Source organism: Pseudomonas sp. NPDC090203 (assembly GCF_044746765.1).
Taxonomy (GTDB): domain Bacteria; phylum Pseudomonadota; class Gammaproteobacteria; order Pseudomonadales; family Pseudomonadaceae; genus Aquipseudomonas; species Aquipseudomonas putida_AD.
Map to the genome: position 1 here is coordinate 424341 of NZ_JBIVCV010000003.1, position 19133 is coordinate 443473.

Annotated in this window: 13 protein-coding genes and 2 riboswitches; of the genes, 6 read left to right on the forward strand and 7 right to left on the reverse strand. The window is 63.2% G+C overall.

The window, feature by feature from the left end; all coding sequences use genetic code 11:
- Positions 1 to 148 precede the first annotated feature (148 nt).
- On the forward strand, positions 149 to 415 hold the full coding sequence (locus ACIPO9_RS07375) for a hypothetical protein (RefSeq protein ID WP_274136629.1): 267 nt from the start codon (positions 149 to 151) through the stop codon (positions 413 to 415).
- 254 nt (positions 416 to 669) lie between these two features.
- On the opposite strand, the gene ACIPO9_RS07380 is transcribed toward ACIPO9_RS07375, so the two are convergent.
- From ACIPO9_RS07380 to cobW, 4 genes are read right to left on the reverse strand one after another with little or no spacing between them, the layout of a single operon-like run.
- Positions 670 to 1308, reverse strand: a complete 639-nt coding sequence (locus ACIPO9_RS07380; RefSeq protein ID WP_400779710.1) for a VWA domain-containing protein — start codon at positions 1306 to 1308, stop codon at positions 670 to 672.
- Between the two features lie 20 nt (positions 1309 to 1328).
- On the reverse strand, positions 1329 to 2336 hold the full coding sequence (locus tag ACIPO9_RS07385) for an ATP-binding protein (RefSeq protein WP_400779712.1): 1008 nt from the start codon (positions 2334 to 2336) through the stop codon (positions 1329 to 1331).
- Positions 2337 to 2343: 7 nt separating this feature from the next.
- Entirely contained in the window at positions 2344 to 6123 is a 3780-nt protein-coding gene (cobN, locus tag ACIPO9_RS07390; RefSeq protein ID WP_400779714.1) for a cobaltochelatase subunit CobN, read from the reverse strand.
- 3 nt (positions 6124 to 6126) lie between these two features.
- Positions 6127 to 7191 (reverse strand): cobalamin biosynthesis protein CobW, encoded by a 1065-nt coding sequence (cobW, locus tag ACIPO9_RS07395; protein WP_400610660.1) that lies wholly within the window; start codon positions 7189 to 7191, stop codon positions 6127 to 6129.
- A 122-nt stretch (positions 7192 to 7313) separates the two neighbouring features.
- A riboswitch (cobalamin riboswitch) is annotated at positions 7314 to 7535 on the reverse strand.
- Positions 7536 to 7704: 169 nt separating this feature from the next.
- A riboswitch (cobalamin riboswitch) is annotated at positions 7705 to 7921 on the forward strand.
- 99 nt (positions 7922 to 8020) lie between these two features.
- On the opposite strand from cobW, the gene ACIPO9_RS07400 reads away from it, so the two are divergent.
- The 4 genes from ACIPO9_RS07400 to cobM all read left to right on the forward strand — a co-directional run bounded on the left by ACIPO9_RS07400 (position 8021) and on the right by cobM (position 10228).
- The gene (locus tag ACIPO9_RS07400) at positions 8021 to 8218 is read left to right on the forward strand and encodes a CbtB-domain containing protein (RefSeq protein WP_400610658.1); all 198 of its coding nucleotides are present in this window, start codon (positions 8021 to 8023) and stop codon (positions 8216 to 8218) included.
- Positions 8219 to 8229: 11 nt separating this feature from the next.
- Positions 8230 to 8961 carry a CbtA family protein gene (locus ACIPO9_RS07405; RefSeq protein ID WP_400779716.1) on the forward strand — a complete coding sequence of 244 codons (732 nt, stop codon included), beginning with the start codon at positions 8230 to 8232 and terminating at the stop codon, positions 8959 to 8961.
- On the forward strand, positions 8958 to 9371 hold the full coding sequence (locus ACIPO9_RS07410) for a cobalamin biosynthesis protein (RefSeq protein ID WP_400779718.1): 414 nt from the start codon (positions 8958 to 8960) through the stop codon (positions 9369 to 9371). Before ACIPO9_RS07405 ends, ACIPO9_RS07410 begins: the two co-directional genes overlap by 4 nt.
- A gap of 110 nt (positions 9372 to 9481) precedes the next feature.
- On the forward strand, positions 9482 to 10228 hold the full coding sequence (gene cobM, locus ACIPO9_RS07415; RefSeq protein ID WP_400779720.1) for a precorrin-4 C(11)-methyltransferase: 747 nt from the start codon (positions 9482 to 9484) through the stop codon (positions 10226 to 10228).
- Between the two features lie 204 nt (positions 10229 to 10432).
- Here cobM and nfuA read toward each other — a convergent pair whose 3' ends face one another.
- From nfuA to ACIPO9_RS07430, 3 genes are all read right to left on the reverse strand, one after another.
- Positions 10433 to 11026, reverse strand: a complete 594-nt coding sequence (nfuA, locus tag ACIPO9_RS07420; RefSeq protein WP_274136641.1) for a Fe-S biogenesis protein NfuA — start codon at positions 11024 to 11026, stop codon at positions 10433 to 10435.
- Positions 11027 to 11124: 98 nt separating this feature from the next.
- On the reverse strand, positions 11125 to 12144 hold the full coding sequence (locus ACIPO9_RS07425) for an acyltransferase (protein ID WP_274136642.1): 1020 nt from the start codon (positions 12142 to 12144) through the stop codon (positions 11125 to 11127).
- 290 nt (positions 12145 to 12434) lie between these two features.
- Positions 12435 to 14750, reverse strand: coding sequence for a fatty acid cis/trans isomerase (locus ACIPO9_RS07430; protein ID WP_400779721.1), 2316 nt, complete (start codon positions 14748 to 14750; stop codon positions 12435 to 12437).
- A 172-nt stretch (positions 14751 to 14922) separates the two neighbouring features.
- Here ACIPO9_RS07430 and metH point away from each other — a divergent pair, with 172 nt between their 5' ends.
- On the forward strand, positions 14923 to 18633 hold the full coding sequence (gene metH / locus ACIPO9_RS07435) for a methionine synthase (RefSeq protein ID WP_400779723.1): 3711 nt from the start codon (positions 14923 to 14925) through the stop codon (positions 18631 to 18633).
- Positions 18634 to 19133: the final 500 nt, after the last annotated feature.

The following is a 19133-nucleotide window of genomic DNA, read 5'->3' on the forward strand; positions in this document are numbered from 1 at the left end:
AAAAACGTAGATAAATTGAAAAATATCGAAATATCTTGTGACTCAACACCGGGGGCCGGTCATCAGTACAAGTAGCTGAACCAATGACTCTGCCGACTGGGAAGCCCGCCATCGGTGATTGAATGTTACGGGCACTTGAGGACTTTCCATGAACGCCCCTTTGCGCTTTAACGATGCTTTGCTGATCGCCGGTCACGCCTTCGAACCCTTCCAGTGCGTGGCCTGGTCCGCACAGGATGGCAATGGCGAGCTGAGCCTGACGGTCGTCGATCGCACCAGCACCCGCATTGGCCGCAAACAGATTCCAAGCAGCACCTACCGCGATCCACAGCAACTGGCCCAGGCACTGGAACAGGCTCGCGCCGAGATCAGCGGTGAAGGTTACCGTCTGGAGCCGTGGACCATGCCAGCCTGACAAGCGGCAGCGCCCCCAAGATCGCCCCGCCGGCAAGCCGTGCTGCTACGGGGCCTCGGTGAACTCAGATCCCGAGCACACCATATACCCGTAGCAGCCGGGCTTGCCCGCGGGAGCGATCTTGAGGGCCCCGACGCCGGCGAGCCGGACTGCTACGGAAAAGGGGGTGTATGCAAAATTGGCGTACGCAGGAAACCTCGTAGCAGTCCGGCTTGCCGGCGTAGCGATATCAGGGTGTTCACCCGCCCCAGCCGCTACCCAAGCTCGTCGATGTGCCGATACTCGGCATCCAGCAAGCGAGCAAGCTCATGCGCCCTGCCCAGCCGGATCGGTCCACGTTCGATATCGATCAACAGGCTCGGGCAGGCAAACGCGCAGACAGGCGAAACTTCCTTGATACGCCCATCGGTCAGAATCACCACCCGCTGCGCCTCCGCCGGGTAACGATCAAGCCGTTTGGCCAGCCATTCCCCCGCCTGCCCGATCGCTTCAAGCAATGGCGTGCCGCCCCCTGCCCCCAAGGCTTTAAGCCAGGGCTGCAACGCCGCCCCTGCCTTCAATCCATGCTGCTGCCACCGCGCGCCGCCACCACTGGCGGTGAGCAAGGCCAGCCGCGCCCGCTGGCGATAAGCGTCATCGAACAACTGCGCCAACAGCCCTTTGGCCTGGCTCAAGGCGTGGTGCCGCCGGGTCGAAGCCGATGCGTCGACAATCACCAGCCACAGCGCCTGCGCCTTGTGTGTACGCGGCTGACGAACCAGATCGGCGCGGCGCTGCGGACGGCCGCGCAGCAGTGTCGGCACCCAGGCAATAGCGCCTTCGCCACCGGCCCGGACTGAACCGCTCTTGCCGCCGTCAAGCCTGCCCGGCCGGGGGTTGGCATTCGCCCCCATGCTCTTGCGGGGGCGAATGCCTAAGGCTTTTTTGGCCAGCTGGGCACTTCACGCCGTGCGCCAGTGGCAACGGGCTGCGCCGGCATCCGGCCCCAATTGCCCTCGCCCTGTTGCGGCGGGTTTTGGCTCGTCTGGCCAGAGCTGTCCTGATTCGGCGCGGTTGGCTGCTGCGGCGGGCTTTCGCGACGACGATGACGCAAGGCAAATTCGGCCACCGCGTCGATGTCCTCGTCCGCAATGGCTGACACCCCGCGCCAGGCCGCATGGGCCCGAGCCGCCCGCAACCACACCAGGTCCGCACGCAGGCCATCGACACCGGCCGCAAAGCAGCGCTCGGTGATCTTCGAGAGGCTCGCATCATCCAGCTCGATGCCAGCCAACAAACTGCGTGCCGTTTCGCAACGTGTCTTCAGCGCCTGCTGCTGCCCGGCCCACTGCTCGCAAAACGCTTCAGGCGCTGCGTCGAAATCCAGGCGGCGACGAATGATCTGCCCGCGCTGTTCAGGCACCGTCTGCCCACTCAGGGCGACGTTCAAGCCAAAGCGGTCGAGCAATTGCGGGCGCAGTTCACCCTCTTCCGGGTTCATGGTGCCAATCAATACGAATCGCGCTGGATGCTTGTGGGAAATGCCGTCACGCTCGACCAGATTAACCCCACTGGCCGCGACATCGAGCAACAGGTCCACCAGGTGATCCGGCAGCAGATTGACCTCATCCACATACAGCACGCCGCCATCGGCCTTGGCCAGCACCCCCGGAGAAAAACTGGCCCGGCCCTCGCCCAGCGCCGCATCCAGGTCCAGGGTGCCCACCAGGCGTTCCTCGGTGGCGCCCAGCGGCAAGGTGACGAACTGACCACTGGCCAACAGGTCGGCCAGCCCGCGAGCCAGGGTCGATTTGGCCATGCCGCGCGGCCCTTCGATCAGCACGCCGCCGATCTTCGGGTCGATGGCCGTCAGGCACAGCGCCAGCTTCAGCTCGTCGGCACCGACCACGGCAGCCAGCGGGAAATGTGGGGTGTCGGTCATAGGCAACTCAGGTCTCTTCTATATCCAGCAACAGGTTTTCCAGCGCCTGGCGATACTCGCCCGGTTCCTGCCACAAACCGCGCTGCTGGGCTTCGAGCATGCGCTCGGTCATGTCGCGCAAGGCATCGGGGTTGTGCTGCTGGATGAAGTCCCGGGTGGAAGCATCGAGCAGGTAGGCATCGGCCAGCAAGGCGTACTGGTGATCGTCGATCAGTTCGGTGGTGGCATCGAAGGCGAACAGAAAATCCACGGTCGCGGCCATTTCGAACGCGCCCTTGTAGCCGTGGCGCTTGACCCCTTCGATCCACTTCGGATTGGCCGCCCGCGAGCGCACAACCCGGTTGAGTTCTTCCTTGAGGCTGCGAATCTTCGGCAGGTCCGGCTGGCTGTGGTCGCCATGGTAACTGGCGACGGTTTCGCGGCTCAGGCTTTCGGCTGCCGCCAACATGCCGCCCTGAAACTGGTAGTAATCATTGGAATCGAGCAGGTCGTGCTCGCGGTTGTCCTGATTCTGCACCACGGCCTGCACCTTGCTCAGGCGGCGGGCGAAGTCGTTGCGCGCCGGGGTGCCTTCGTCGCCTGCGCCATAGGCATAGCCGCCCCAGTTCAGGTACACCTCGGCCAGGTCCTCGCGGGTCTGCCACAGGCGGCCGTCGATGGCGTTCTGCACACCTGCGCCATAGGCGCCGGGCTTGGCGCCGAAGATCCGCCAGCCAGCCTGTTTCGCCGCCTGCTCGGCACTCAGCCCTTCGCGCTCGAACTGCTCGCGCTCCTGGCGCACGCGGGCGGCCAGCGGGTTCATGTCATCCGGCTCATCCAGCGCGGCCACGGCCTGTACAGCGGCATCGAACAGGCGGATCAGGTTGGCGAAGGCATCGCGGAAGAAGCCGGACACTCGCAGCGTCACGTCCACCCGCGGACGGTCCAGCAGACTCAGCGGCAGGATCTCGAAGTCATCGACCCGCTGGCTGCCCGTGGCCCACACCGGACGCACTCCCATCAGCGCCATGGCCTGGGCGATGTCATCTCCGCCGGTGCGCATGGTCGCCGTGCCCCAGACTGACAAACCGAGTTGACGCAGGTAATCACCATTGTCCTGCAAGTGCCTTTCCAGCAAGAGATTGGCCGATTGAAAGCCGATTCTCCAGGCGGTCATGGTCGGCAGGTTGCGCACGTCCACCGAGAAGAAATTGCGCCCGGTGGGCAGCACATCCAGCCGCCCGCCACTCGGCGCGCCGCTGGGGCCGGCCGGCACGAAGCGGCCGCCCAACGCGTCCAGCAAGCCACGCATTTCCGCAGGGCCGCAGTGATCCAGCCTTGGCGCCACGACTTCTAGCACCGCATTAACAATGAGTTCTAATTCATTGTTTTCAATCAATTTATAGCCATGCTGGTTATCAAGGATCTGCGTCAGCATCTGCTGCGCGTACAGCTCCAGACGCTCGCGGGTATCGCCGGTCGTGCGCCAGGGATCTGCACTGACTTCATGTAGTTCCTGAGGTTTCGGACCGCCCCACGGCTCGCCCAACGTACAGTCCAGCGGGTCGAAGCCCAGCTCGAACGCATGGCTCAAGGCACGCAACAGACTGGCTTGCGCACCTTTGCCATCACCGCGCGGCACTCGCAGAATCGCCAGCAGCGTGTCGATGCGCAAGCGGCCTGCCGGGGATTGGCCGAAGACGTGCAAGCCATCGCGAATCTGCGACTCCTTCAAGTCGCACAGGTAAGTGTCCAGGCGTGGCAGCCATATGGCCGCGTCGGCATCTGCGTCCAGCCCTTCATCCAGCGCCAGTTCGCGGTCGATGTGGGTTTCGCGCACCAGCCGCAGGATGTCTTTCTGCAACTCCCGCGCGCGCCGTGGGTCGAGCAACTGCGCCTCATAGTACTCGTCCGCCAGCAGCTCCAGATTGCGCAACGGCCCGTAGGTTTCGGCGCGGGTCAGCGGTGGCATCAGGTGATCGATGATGACCGCCTGAGTGCGGCGCTTGGCCTGGGCACCCTCGCCCGGATCGTTGACGATGAACGGATAGATGTTGGGCAACGGCCCCAAAATCGCATCCGGCCAGCACTGCTCCGACAGCCCGACGCCCTTGCCCGGCAGCCACTCCAGATTGCCGTGCTTGCCCACGTGAATCACCGCATGGGTGCCGTAGGTCTGGCGCAGCCAGAAGTAGAACGCCAGGTAACCATGGGGCGGAACCAGATCCGGGTCGTGGTAGACCGCACTGTGATCGACGTCATAGCCCCGCGCCGGCTGGATGCCGACGAAGGTCAGGCCGAAGCGTAGCCCGGCGACCATCATCCGCCCGTTGCGGCACATCGGGTCGTTCTGTGGCGAACCCCAGCGCTGGATCACCGCATCGCGGTTGGCCTGTGGCAAGGCGTCGAACGCCGCCAGGTATTCGTCCATCGCCATGCTTTGATGGCAAGGGCGTTGATCGAGGCTGTCGGGGTCGTTGGTCACGCCGCCCAGCAAAGCGTGGATCAGTGCCGTGCCGCTGTCCGGCAGGTCCTGGACCGGGTAGCCCTCGTCCTGCATGGCCTTGAGAATATTCAGGGCCGCCGCCGGCGTGTCGAGCCCGACGCCATTGCCGATGCGCCCGTCGCGAGTCGGGTAGTTGGCGAGGATCAGCGCCACACGCTTGTCGTCGTTGGCAGTGCGCGCCAGCAATACCCAGCGCCGCGCCAGCTCGGCGACGAAATCCATGCGCTCGGGTTGCGCCCGGTAGCACACCACATCGGACTGGCTGCGCTCGCTGCGCCAGGCCAGGTCCTTGAAACTGATGGGCCGGCTGATGATGCGCCCGTCCAGTTCCGGCAATGCGATGTGCATCGCCAGATCCCTTGAGCCAAGGCCCTGCTCGCTGGCCTGCCAGGCCGGTTCGTTGTCCTGGGCGCAGATTGCCTGGATCACCGGGATATTTAGACGAAACGGTCGTAAATGCGGTGCCTCTGGGCTGGACTGGGCAAAACCGGTGGTGTTGAGGATCACTTCGCACTCGGCCTGATCCAGCCAGTCCTGCACGGCCTCAAGACAAGCCGGCTCCTTCAGGCTCGCCACGGCGATGGGCAACGGGTTCAATCCCTGGGCGACCAGCCGCTGACAGAACACGTCGATGAAGCCGGTATTGGCCGCCTGCAAATGCGAGCGGTAGAACAGCACGGCGGCCACGGGATGATCGACCTGCCATTCGGCCTGCCAGTCAGCCAGGGTCGCGCTGGCCTTGTGCGGGTGATAGATCGCCGTGCGCGGCAGGGTTTGAGGTTCTTCCCAGGCGTAGTCGCGGTCCAGCCAACGGCTGGCCAGGCAATTGAACAGCTGCAGGGCATTGTGCTTGCCGCCCTGGCGCAGGTAGTGCCAGAGCCGCTCGCGGTCCTCGGCAGGTTCAGTGCTCAGGTCGCTGAGTTCCGGGTCGGGGCGGTCGTCGCCCGGCACCAGAATCAGTTTCACACCGGCCCCTTTTTTAGAGGCCGCTGCCAGCTCCACCAGCCGTTCGACGCCGTAACGCCAGTAGCCGATGCCACCGTGCAGGGAAATCAGGATGACTTTGGCGTGGCGCAGCACTTCGTCGACATAGAGATCGACCGAAGCGTGGTTCTGCACCTGCATCGGGTTGGCCAGGCGCAGGCTCGGGTAGTCGTCAGGCAACTGCTGGGCAGTTTCCGCCAGCAGCGCCAGATGGGAGTCACCGCTGCACAGGATCACCAGATCGGCAGGCGTCTGTCCCAGGTCGGCGATGCTGTCGTCGGGGACAAAGCCGCCGGGCTGGGTGCGCAGCAGGTGCATGGATCAGCCCTGGATCGCGGCGCGCAACTGGGCTTCGAGCACGGCGGCGTCCAGGTCCTGACCGATCAGCACCAGATGGCTGACGCGTTCTTCGTCGGCTTTCCAGGCGCGGTCGAAGTGCTTGTCGAAACGAGTGCCCACGCCCTGCACCAGCAGGCGCATCGGCTTGCCGGGAATCGCCGCGAAACCTTTGACCCGCAGAATGCCGTGTTGCACCACGGCCTGGGTCAGGGCATCGAGCAGCAGTGCTTCGTCGGCCTGAGGCAGCGAGATGGAGATCGAGTCGAAGGCGTCGTGATCGTGGTCATCGTGATCGTCGCCTTCGTGGTGATCGTGGTGGGTCTTGCGGCCATCGATGTGCAGTTCGGACTCGGCGCCCAGGCCCAGCAACACGTTGATCGGCAACTGGCCCTTGCTGGCCTCGATGATTTTCACCGCAGGCGGCAGTTCTTCGGCGACTTCGGCACGCACGGCAGCCAGCGCCTGGGCATCGAGCATGTCGGCCTTGTTCAGGACCACCAGGTCAGCACTGGCCAGTTGGTCGGCGAACAGCTCGTGCAGCGGCGATTCGTGATCCAGGTTCGGATCGAGCTTGCGCTGGGCGTCGACCTGATCCGGGAACGCGGCGAAGGTACCGGCCACCACCGCAGGGCTGTCGACCACGGTGATCACCGCGTCAACGGTGCAGGCGTTGCGGATTTCCGGCCACTGGAAGGCCTGTACCAAAGGTTTTGGCAGGGCCAGGCCCGAGGTTTCGATGAGAATGTGGTCCAGATCGCCGCGACGGGCAACCAGCTCCTGCATCACTGGGAAAAACTCTTCCTGCACGGTGCAGCACAGGCAGCCGTTGGCCAGTTCGTAGACGCGGCCGTTGGCTTCTTCCTCGGTGCAGCCGATGGTGCATTGCTTGAGGATTTCGCCGTCGATGCCCAGCTCGCCGAACTCGTTGACGATCACCGCGATGCGGCGGCCTTCGGCGTTGTCGAGCATGTGGCGCAGCAACGTGGTCTTGCCCGAGCCCAGAAAGCCGGTAACGATGGTGACGGGGAGTTTGGCCAGTGTTTTCATCGGATGCCCTATGGGGTAGCGGCGGGCAAACAGGACGAAAACCGCGCGGCCGTCGCGCTGGACAGGCCTGCTGTTCGATTCGCCACCGGATCACCCCGCCCGGTTGTAATGAGAATTCGTGGACGTGGCGTCCGCTTCGAGGCAGGTCTCCTGGCTCACGGTGGCGAGGCTGACGCAGGTCAGGCCGCTCGCGTCCATCGCGCCTTCCCGCTCGCGCAGTGGCTGTGCAATGAACATGACCGTTTACAGTTGCGGGGGCAGCTATGGCGTCGAACCACATTCCCTTCTTAGCACCGCAGCCTGCTTGACAGGCACAACGGTGAACCTCAAGTGCGCAAGGCTACGCAGTGCCTTGGCGAAGGTCAACGTTCATACCAAGGCAATGCCTGCAAACACGCTCTACGTAGCAGCACGGCTTGCCGGCGGGGGCGGCCTCGAAATCGTCCCCGCCGGCAAGCCGTGCTGCTACGGTCATCTCTGGCGCCGATTGACTGATCCTGCGCCCCATGCTCTCCTACACACCTTGTTACGGGTGCCCTTCACAGGGTGAAACGGGAAACCGGTGCGTGCGAGCCCCATGGTTCGTGCAAGTCCGGCGCTGCCCCCGCAACGGTAAGCGAGCGAAGAGTCAGATCCACTGTGTCGGTCAGCGATATGGGAAGGCGATTCTTGAAGGCAGTTGTCAGGCCCCTCGCAAGCCCGGAGACCGGCCCGACAACGTTCACATAACAAACCCGCGGTGGGCGGGTGCAGTTGCGTTCATCACTGACGTGCGTCAGTGGTGTGCCTTGCGCCTTCCCGTTCGCTGAAACTTTCAGAGGGAAGCGCCATGTCGATCAGCACGACCAACCAGACCAGCACCCAGACCGCCAGCTCCGCCGGCACCCAGAGCCAGCGCCTGACTGCCGCCGTCAGCGCGATGATTCTGGGCGCGTGCCTGGTTTATTTCGCGGGTTTCTCGCACATCGACGCCGTGCACAACGCCGCGCACGACACCCGTCACAGCTCCGCCTTCCCTTGCCACTGAGACCTGCCGCCATGTTCAAGCGTATCGCTCAAACAGCCGGTTTCACTGGCCTGCTCGCAGCCCTGCTGCTGACCCTGGTGCAAAGTTTCTGGGTCGCGCCGCTGATCCTGCAAGCCGAAACCTATGAAAAGGCCCCTGCCGCAGAAATGCACGAGCACGCCCACGAGCATGGCGACACCGCGATGGCCGGTCACGTGCACGATGAAGAGGCCTGGGAGCCTGAAGACGGCTGGCAGCGCGTGCTTTCCACCACCGGCGGTAACCTGGTGGTCGCGGTGGGCTTCGCCCTGATGCTGGCGGCGCTGTACACCTTGCGCGCTCCGTCGAAAACCAGCCAGGGCGCGCTCTGGGGCCTGGCCGGTTTCGCCGTGTTTGTCCTCGCCCCTACCCTGGGCCTGCCACCGGAGCTGCCGGGCACTGCCGCCGCCGACCTGACCCAGCGTCAGATCTGGTGGATCAGCACCGCCGCCTCCACTGCCGTGGGTCTTGCGCTGATCGTGTTTGCCCAGAACTGGCTGCTCAAGGTGCTCGGCGCGGCCATCCTGGTGGTTCCACACATCGTCGGCGCCCCGCAGCCGCTGGTGCATTCGGCACTGGCGCCTGAAGCGCTCGAAGCCCAGTTCAAGATTGCCTCGCTGCTGACCAACGCGGTGTTCTGGGTGGCGATGGGCCTGATCAGCGCCTGGCTGTTCCGCCGTTATGACGCACACGCTGCACACCCTGGCCTGAACCACGCGGTATGAACAAGGCAGCCGCAAGGCCGATCCTGGTGATCGGCCTGGGCTGCCAGCGCGGTTGCCCGGCACTGGTGCTTCGCGGCTTGATCGAGGTCACCCTGGTTGAGCATCAACTGGCACTGTCAGACATCACAGCCCTGGCCTCAATCGACAGCAAGTCGACGGAACCGGGGTTGCTGGAACTGGCCGAGGAGCTTGGGTTGCCGCTCTACTTTTTCAGCGCGCAAGAAATGACAGCCTTCGAGCCGCAACTGGCCCACCGCTCACTGATCGCCTTCGACACCACCGGCTGCTACGGTGTGGCGGAAAGCGCGGCGCTGGCGTTGGCCACACGTTTGACGGGCCGTGCGTCCAGGCTGTTGATACAACGGCGTAAAACCTCCCGCGCCACTTTTGCGCTGGCCTCGAACCTGTAGGAGCGCGCTTGCCCGCGACGGCGGTGTATCAGTCACCCCTGTGTCGTCTGACACACCGCCGTCGCGGGCAAGCGCGCTCCTACAGGGTGAGATTTGATTTCGGAGATGCAATGACTGTTTTTTTCATCGGTGCAGGCCCAGGCGATCCGGATCTGATCACGGTCAAGGGCCAGCGGCTGATCCGCACCTGCCCCGTCATCATCTACGCCGGATCACTGGTGCCAGAGGCGGTTCTTGTGGGGCATTCGGCGGTCCAGGTGGTCAACAGCGCCGAGTTGCACTTGGAGCAGATCATCGCCTTGATGAAATCCGCTCATGCAAATGGCCAGGACGTGGCCCGCGTGCACTCCGGCGACCCGAGCCTGTACGGCGCCATCGGCGAGCAGATTCGCTGCCTGCGTGAACTCGGTATCCCGTTCGAAATCATCCCCGGGGTGACCGCCACTGCCGCGTGCGCTGCGTTGCTGGGCACCGAACTGACCCTGCCGGACATCTCCCAGAGCGTGATCCTGACCCGTTACGGCGACAAAACCGCCATGCCGAAGGGCGAGGAACTGGGGGATCTGGCACGACACAAGGCGACCATGGCGATCCACCTGGGGGTCAGCAACCTGGGCAAAATCGTCGCCGAACTGACGCCGCACTATGGTCAGGATTGCCCGATAGCCGTGGTCCACCGGGCCAGCTGGCCGGATCAGGACTGGGTGGTCGGGACCCTGGCGGATATCGAACAGAAAGTGCAGGCCAAGGGGTTTAGACGCACGGCGTTGATTCTCGTGGGCCGGGTATTGGGCAATGACGTGTTCAGTGAATCATCGTTGTACCGCGCAGGGCATGCGCATTTGTTTCGACCTTGAGCCCGCTCCCGCCGGCAAGCCGTGCTGCTACAGGATGGCGGGCGCCGATGAATTCTGTGCCTTGCCTCGGCCCCGTAGCAGCACGGCTTGCCGGCGGGGACATTCTCAAGATCGCTCCCGCTGGCAAGCCATGCTGCTACGGGATTCCGACACCATGAAAAAAGCCCCGAACAGGTCGGGGCTTTTTCGTTTGCAGCGAAACACTCAGTAGTAAGCGTTTTCTTTCTGCGTGTGGTCGGTCACGTCACGTACGCCCGACAGCTCAGGGATGCGCTCGAGCAGTGTGCGCTCGATGCCTTCCTTGAGGGTCACGTCGGCCTGGCCGCAGCCCTGGCAGCCGCCGCCGAATTGCAGAACGGCGATGTTCTTGTCTTCTTCCTCGACCACGTCGATCAGCGTAACCTGGCCGCCGTGGCTGGCCAGACCCGGGTTGATCTCGGTCTGCAGGTAGTAGTTGATGCGCTCGTTGATCGGGCTGTCGGCATTGACCATCGGGACTTTGGCATTCGGCGCCTTGATGGTCAGCTGGCCGCCCATGCGGTCGGTCGCGTAGTCGACCACGGCGTCGTCCAGGAAGGCCTCGCTGAACGAGTCGATCCAGGCCGTGAAGCTCTTGAGGCCAATGGCCTTGTCTTCCGGTTTTTCTTCGCCCGGCTTGCAGTAGGCAATGCAGGTTTCAGCGTATTGGGTGCCAGGCTGGGTAATAAACACGCGGATGCCGATACCGGGGGTATTCTGCTTCTGCAGCAGATCGGCCAGGTAATCGTGGGCGGCATCGGTAATGGTAATAGCGGTCATGAAAATTCCTCGCAGACGTGGGGCGCAGTCTACGCCATTCCACGTCAACTGACAAAGTCCTAGTATTTCACTCAACTAATGCGAATGAAAATAAATTCTCATGAAAGCGCGGCCTCACGGGACGTCCTGCGGCTGTCCAGCCAGCCCTTCATGCGTCGGTACAGGCCCTTCTCGATCCACTCGTAACTGAGCCAGGCGCCGAGCGCGATCACCGGCACGCAGATGGCGAACGCCAGGTATGGGTTCAGGCCATAGCGCTCGCTGGCCAGCCAGCCCCCGTAAAGCACCAGCACGTGCAGCAGGTACACCGAGTAGGAACAGTCGCCCATGGTCTTCAGCAGGCGACTGCCGCGCATGTACGGCTCCAGCGAGATGCACGCCACCACGATCACCGCGCTCGGCAGACCCCAGTTGACGATTCGCAAATCCGGTGGCAGCTGCTTGATGGTCAGCAACGCCCCGCCGATCGCCAGCAGCGGCAGCCAAAGGCGTTCGGTGATCCAGCCGCGACGGTAAGCGACGCCGATGCCAATGCCCAGCAGAAACTCATAGACGATGTCATTGGCGTAAAAGCGGCTGATGAGGCCCGAGCGGCCCAGCACGTCGGTCACGGCGAACAGCGCGGCGGCAATGATAAGCGGTCGAAGGCGTTGCTGGAACAGGAAGACCATGGAAAACAGCACGTAGAACAGCATTTCGTAGTTGAGAGTCCAGCCGACGTTGAGCGTCGGATAGAGGCCATAGCCGCCGGGGTTTTCCGAGGGGATGAACAACAGTGAGAGGATGAAGCTCTGCCAGTCCACCACCTGATGGGGCAACAGCGGATGGGCGACCACCACCAACAGGCCCATGACCAGGGTGTAGAGCCAGTAGGCCGGCACGATGCGGATGATGCGGTTGAGCATGAAGCGGCTGGCGGGAATGTCCTTGTCCACCGTGGAGAGGTAGATCACAAGGCCGCTGATGACGAAGAAGATGTCGACGCCCACGGCGCCTTTCTCGGTGAAGAACCGGCCGATCGGGCCGCTGGGATGAAAATCGAAAAAAATCTGCATGAAGTGGTGACACACAACGACCCACGCGGCGAGTGCCCGCAGGGCCTGAACCGAAATCAACATCTGCAACCTCTTGCTTCTCCGGGCTTGACCCACCCTCCAGAACCTCGAAAACGCCATGCCGGGCACGACTGCTCACAGGGTCCGACTTCGACTTTGGCGAAAAGGTTCGGCAAGACTGACGGGCTGCATAATGGCTGCAGGCCATGATTTATAAGGCTTTCTGGACGAAAAGATGTCGTCTGTAGGAGCGCGCTTGCCCGCGATTGCGGTGCATCAGCGATGCATATGGCGCCTGTCTTGCCACCGTCGCGGGCAAGCGCGCTCCTACAGAATCAGCGACAGACGGTCACTCAAAGGTTTTCATACCTATTCATGTCCAGCACCCCCGCCTCCTGCGGCTCGGTCTCCTGAATGTAGCGGTTCAGGTCATGGAAGTAGGTCCAGAACAGCGGATGGCTGCGGCGCACGCCCCAGCGTTCGACGATCTTCTCGAACGCTTCCTTGTGGTCATGGGCCTTCTCCATCGCATCCACGAAGGCACTCACCTCATTGGCCGGAATGTTGAAGATGAAGTTCGGGTAGCTGCTCAGCACGCCGGGGTAGATCGTCAGGTTGTCCAGCCCCGGCTGATAGCGGTACGCCTCGCCCAGCAGGAACGCCACGTTACTGTGGGCGCGGTTGCGCAGCATGCTGTAGACGATACGCTTGCCGGTGCCGTCCTGGATCCGCAGCATGGTCGCTTCCGGCAACTGATTGATGACCTTGAGCCCCGCCGCAGGGCGCGCTACCAGCCGGCTCAGCGACTGTTCCACATCGCTGAACACCGGCCCCACGCCCGGACGCGAGCAATAGGCGCCGGAGCAACGGTTGATCGGATCGGGAGCGGCGTTGAGCGTGCCGGCGCGCTCGATCAGCTTGCGTTCGAAGTCGCGCTTGGGGTCCTTCTTGTCCAGCTTCATGCCGGTCGGGGTGTCATCGTCGATGGCCTGGTAGTCCAGCCACATCTTCACCTTGCCGCTGTTCTGGTACCAGCTGCCCAGGATGTCGTCGCGCTTGTCGGCCGGCATCAGGCGCAGGAAATTGACCTCCGCGCCGTTGCGGATCAGGTCGAAATACAGACGCGTCTGCACCTGATGGGACACGTTGCCGTACACATCGAAGTTCACCACCAACTGGTAATAGGTGCGCTCCAGCAGCGGGTAGTCGAACAGCCACACGGTGGTTGGCAGGTCGCCGATCAGGCCCTTGTTCACCGTGGCGCTGTCGAAGTGACGGAAGATGGTCAGCAGCGCATTGTCGTTGCCCGCCCACAGCGTCGCCCAGCCCGGTGGCGGCATGTGCGCGTAGGCATCGCTGCGCAGGTCTTCGTAGGCGTTGCGCTTGTCGCGGTAGTTGTGCCACAGGCTCAGGACACTGCCCACGTCATCGTCCTGCCCCGGCATCGCCAGCAACGGCGTGGCCTGGGCGCGGTAGGCCGCATCGGTGATGTAGCGATCGTGGGCCGGTTCCTGGAACAGCGCCCAGAAATGATCGCGAATCACGTCGGTGGCGATCTGGCCCCGGCACACCGGCCCGCGAATGAAGGTGCGCACGAAGTATTCGGCGTTATCCAGCATGAACTGGTAACGGGCCACCGCCGGGATTTCCTTGAAGGTGTCGAACGGGTTGGCTCGACGCTGCGGGCCGTAGCCCGGCAGCGAGGTGGCGTGCCAGTTGCCGCTATAGAACAGCTGCTTGACCCGCGCCAGCTTCTGCGGCCCCATCGGGTAGGTGATGTGGGTCTTGTGCACGATGACGCCCTGCACGGGCATCAGGCGGTAGTAGAAGGTGGTGCCGGGGTCGTCATCGGGGCGGCGGGTGGCGATCAGGTCCACCGGCTGGCCGCTTGGCGTGCGCGAACGTACCCACTGGAAGAAATGCCCCTGCTCGCCGTCGGTGAAATAGATGTGCGCCAGGAACAGGTGCTCGTACAGCCAGCGCGCCACCAGCGCCTCGGTGGAGCCTGGGCGATTGAACAGGCTTTCCCATTCGTTGATCTGCGCGGCCTCTCCTGCGCTCGGCTGCAGCGGCGTCTGCTCGACCGGCGCACCGGCGGCCAGCCATGTCTGCAGGGTGTTGTACTGGGCGTCGGTCAAGCCGGTGACCGCCAGCGGCATGCCCTGCCCCGGATGCGACTTGGCGTAGCCCTCGAACTCTTGCGGCAACGGGCACATGTTCTCACGGTTGAGGCCCAGCACGATGTCATCCGGCAGCTTGGCGTTGGGCACCAGCGGCGCGCTGTGGCCGAACTCCAGCATTTTCGCCAGCAAGGCGGCCTGGTTGCTCTGGCCGTCGAGCACCGAATAGAAGCCCTTCTTGCGCCAGGCCTCAGGCCCCTGGGCGTCGTAGAAAATCCGCGACGGCGCGATCGCCTGGCTGCGGTCGCCCTGGTACACCGGCACCTTTGACGCCCCGCGCAGCACACCTTCGCCGCTGCCCAGGTTCAACTGGCAGGCGGCGTCGTTGCAGGCATGGCAGGCCACGCACTTCTCGGTGAAGATCGGCTGGATGTCGCGGCTGTAGGAAATGGCCGGGTGTGGAGAGACGGGTTGCGCAAGGGGTGACTGCGCGAACGCTGCACCGCAAAACAATAGGGCCAGGGAAATGGCGAACACGCGATGCAACATGGAACGGACGTCCTGAATATTTAAACCTGCGACGATTCTACCCGTGGCGAGCTGCCATCAACATGAGCAGAATTCATGAAAAAGCTGCAACGGTTTAAAAGCGTACAGGTTTGCTATTATTTCGCACCTTTCATCGTCACCTTTTTTGTCTTTTCCTGGTTCGGGTAACCCTATGTCAGATCGCAGCGCGCGTCTTCAAGCACTCCAGCAGGCTCTCAAAGAGCGCATCCTGATACTCGATGGCGGCATGGGCACCATGATCCAGAGCTATCGCCTGGAGGAAGAAGACTACCGCGGCAAACGCTTCGCCGACTGGCCAAGCGACCTCAAGGGCAACAACGACCTGCTGGTGCTGACCCGCCCGGACGTGATTGGCGCCATCGAGAAGGAATACCTGGACGCCGGCGCCGACATCCTCGAAACCAACACCTTCAACGCAACGCAGGTGTCCCAGGCCGACTACGGTATGGAAGCGCTGGTGTACGAACTGAACGTTGAAGGTGCGCGCCTGGCGCGTAAGGTGGCCGACGCCAAGACCCTGGAAACCCCGGACCGTCCGCGCTTCGTCGCCGGCGTCCTCGGCCCGACCAGTCGCACCTGCTCGCTGTCGCCAGACGTCAACAACCCAGGCTACCGCAACGTCACCTTCGATGAGCTGGTCGAGAACTACACCGAGGCCACCAAGGGCCTGATCGAAGGCGGCGCGGACCTGATCCTGATCGAAACCATCTTCGACACCCTGAACGCCAAGGCGGCGATCTTCGCCGTGCAGGGCGTGTTCGACGAGATCGGCTTCGAATTGCCGATCATGATTTCCGGCACCATCACCGACGCCTCGGGCCGTACCCTGTCGGGCCAGACTACCGAAGCGTTCTGGAACTCGGTGCGTCACGCCAAGCCGATCTCCGTGGGCCTGAACTGCGCCCTGGGTGCAAGCGATCTGCGCCCGTACCTGGAAGAGCTGTCGAACAAGGCCGACACCCAGGTCTCCGCCCACCCGAACGCCGGCCTGCCGAACGAATTCGGCGAGTACGACGAAAGCCCGGCCGAGATGGCCGCAGTGGTCGAAGAGTTCGCCCAGAGCGGCTTCCTCAACATCGTCGGCGGCTGCTGCGGCACCACCCCTGCGCACATCAAGGCGATTGCCAACGCGGTGTCCAAATACGCGCCACGGGCCATTCCGGACATCCCGAAAGCCTGTCGCCTGTCGGGTCTTGAGCCGTTCACCATCGATCGCCAGTCGCTGTTCGTCAACGTCGGCGAGCGCACCAACATCACCGGTTCCGCCCGTTTCGCCCGCCTGATCCGTGAAGACAACTACACCGAAGCCCTGGAAGTCGCCCTGCAACAGGTCGAAGCCGGCGCCCAGGTGATCGACATCAACATGGACGAAGGCATGCTGGATTCGAAGAAGGCCATGGTGACCTTCCTCAACCTGATCGCAGGCGAGCCAGACATCTCCCGGGTGCCGATCATGATCGACTCCTCGAAATGGGAAGTGATCGAAGCGGGTCTGAAGTGCATCCAGGGCAAGGGCATCGTCAACTCGATCAGCATGAAAGAAGGCGTCGAGCAGTTCATCCATCACGCCAGACTGTGCAAGCGATATGGCGCGGCGGTGGTGGTGATGGCGTTCGACGAAGCCGGTCAGGCCGACACCGAAGCGCGCAAGAAGGAAATCTGCAAACGCTCCTACGACATTCTGGTCAACGAAGTGGGCTTCCCGCCGGAAGACATCATCTTTGACCCGAACATCTTCGCCATCGCCACCGGTATCGAAGAACACAACAACTACGCCGTCGACTTCATCAACGCCTGCGCCTACATCCGTGACGAACTGCCGTATGCCCTGACATCGGGCGGCGTGTCCAACGTATCGTTCTCGTTCCGTGGCAACAACCCGGTGCGCGAGGCGATCCACTCGGTGTTCCTGCTGCACGCGATTCGCAACGGCCTGACCATGGGCATCGTCAACGCCGGCCAGCTGGAGATCTACGACGAGATCCCGGCCAAACTGCGTGAAGCGGTGGAAAACGTGGTGCTCAACGTTGATGCAGAGGGCACCGAAAAACTGCTGGCCATCGCCGACGAGTTCAAGGGCGACGGTTCGGTCAAGGAAGCGGAAACCGAAGAGTGGCGCGGCTGGGAGGTCAACGAGCGTCTCAAGCACGCGCTGGTCAAGGGCATCACCACCCACATCGTCGAAGACACCGAGCTGTCGCGCCAGTCGTTCGCACGCCCGATCGAAGTGATCGAAGGCCCGCTGATGGCCGGCATGAACGTGGTCGGCGACCTGTTCGGCTCGGGCAAGATGTTCCTGCCGCAGGTGGTGAAATCCGCCCGCGTGATGAAACAGGCCGTGGCGCATCTGATCCCGTTCATCGAAGCGGAAAAAGGCGACAAGCCGGAGGCCAAGGGCAAGATCCTGATGGCCACGGTCAAGGGCGACGTGCACGACATCGGCAAGAACATCGTCGGCGTGGTGCTGGGCTGTAACGGCTACGACATCGTCGACCTGGGCGTGATGGTGCCTGCTGAGAAGATCCTGCAGGTGGCCAGGGAAGAGAAATGCGACATCATCGGCCTGTCCGGCCTGATTACCCCGTCGCTGGATGAAATGGTCCACGTGGCCCGCGAGATGCAGCGCCAGAACTTCAGCCTGCCGCTGATGATCGGTGGCGCGACCACCTCCAAGGCGCACACGGCGGTGAAGATCGAGCCCAAGTACAGTAACGATGCGGTGGTCTACGTCACCGACGCCTCCCGCGCCGTGGGTGTAGCGACGCAGTTGCTGTCCAAGGAACTGAAAGCCGGCTTCATCGAGAAGACTCGCGCCGAGTACGTCGAAGTGCGCGAACGCACCTCGGCCCGCAGCGCCCGCACCGAGCGCCTGAGCTACAGCGCGGCTATCGCCAAGAAGCCGCAGTTCGACTGGGCCGGGTATGAGCCGGTCAAGCCGACCTTCACCGGGGTCAAGGTGCTGGAAGACATCGACCTGAACGTGCTGGTGGATTACATCGACTGGACGCCGTTCTTCATTTCCTGGGATCTGGCCGGCAAATACCCGCGCATCCTCACCGACGAAGTGGTGGGCGAAGCGGCGACCTCGCTGTTCAAGGACGCCCAGGAACTGCTGCGCAAGCTGATCGACGAGAAGCTGATCCGCAGCCGCGCGGTGTTCGGTTTCTGGCCGGCCAATCAGATTGACCACGACGACATCCAGCTGCTGGACGACAACGGCCAGCCATTGGCGAAACTGCACCACCTGCGCCAGCAGATCATCAAGACCGACGGCAAGCCGAACTTCTCCCTGGCCGACTTCGTGGCGCCAAAAGACAGCGGCGTGACCGACTATGTGGGCGGTTTCATCACCACGGCGGGCATCGGTGCCGAGGAAGTGTCCAAGGCGTATCAGGACAAGGGCGACGACTACAACGCGATCATGGTCAAGGCCCTGGCCGACCGTCTGGCCGAGGCCTGTGCCGAGTGGCTGCACCAGCAGGTGCGCAAAGAGTACTGGGGTTACGCCGCTGATGAGCAACTCGATAACGAGGACCTCATCAAGGAGAAATACGCAGGCATCCGCCCTGCCCCAGGCTACCCGGCCTGCCCTGACCACACCGAGAAAGGCGTGCTGTTCGACCTGCTGGACCCGACCCAGGGCGAAGGCAAACCCGGCATCAGCGGCGTGTTCCTTACCGAGCATTACGCGATGTTCCCGGCGGCGGCGGTCAGCGGCTGGTACTTCGCCCACCCACAGGCGCAGTATTTTGCCGTGGGCAAGGTCGACAAGGACCAGGTGGAAAGCTACAACGCCCGCAAAGGCCAGGAAATGCGCGTCACCGAACGCTGGCTGGCGCCAAACCTGGGCTACGACGAGTAAGCCCGGGCACACCGGCGGCGTCTGAACCACCGCTTTCGCGGGCAAGCCCGCTCCCACAGGTGTTGCGGTGTTCATCAATTCCGGGGCAGACCCAGACCCACTGTGGGAGCGGGCTTGCCCGCGAAAGCGTCAGACCTTTCACATCGGCGGCGTCTGACCCGACGCCGTCGCGGGCAAGCGCGCTCCTACAGGTGTTGCGGTGTTCATCAATTCCGGGGCAGACCCAGACCCACTGTGGGAGCGGGCTTGCCCGCGAAAGCGTCAGACCTTTCACACCGGCGGCGTCTGACCCGACGCCGTCGCGGGCAAGCGCGCTCCTACAGGGCTGCGGGTAGCTTCTGCCCGAAGGGCGTAGCAGCACGGCTTGCCGGCGGGCTGGCGCGAAGCGGCAGTAGATCCTGAGCACGCGGTTTGCCTGACACACCGCGGCAGCCGGTTTTACTGGCGCTGCGCACCAGCCCGCCGGCAAGCCGTGCTGCTACGGGGTGGGATCGTTAGGG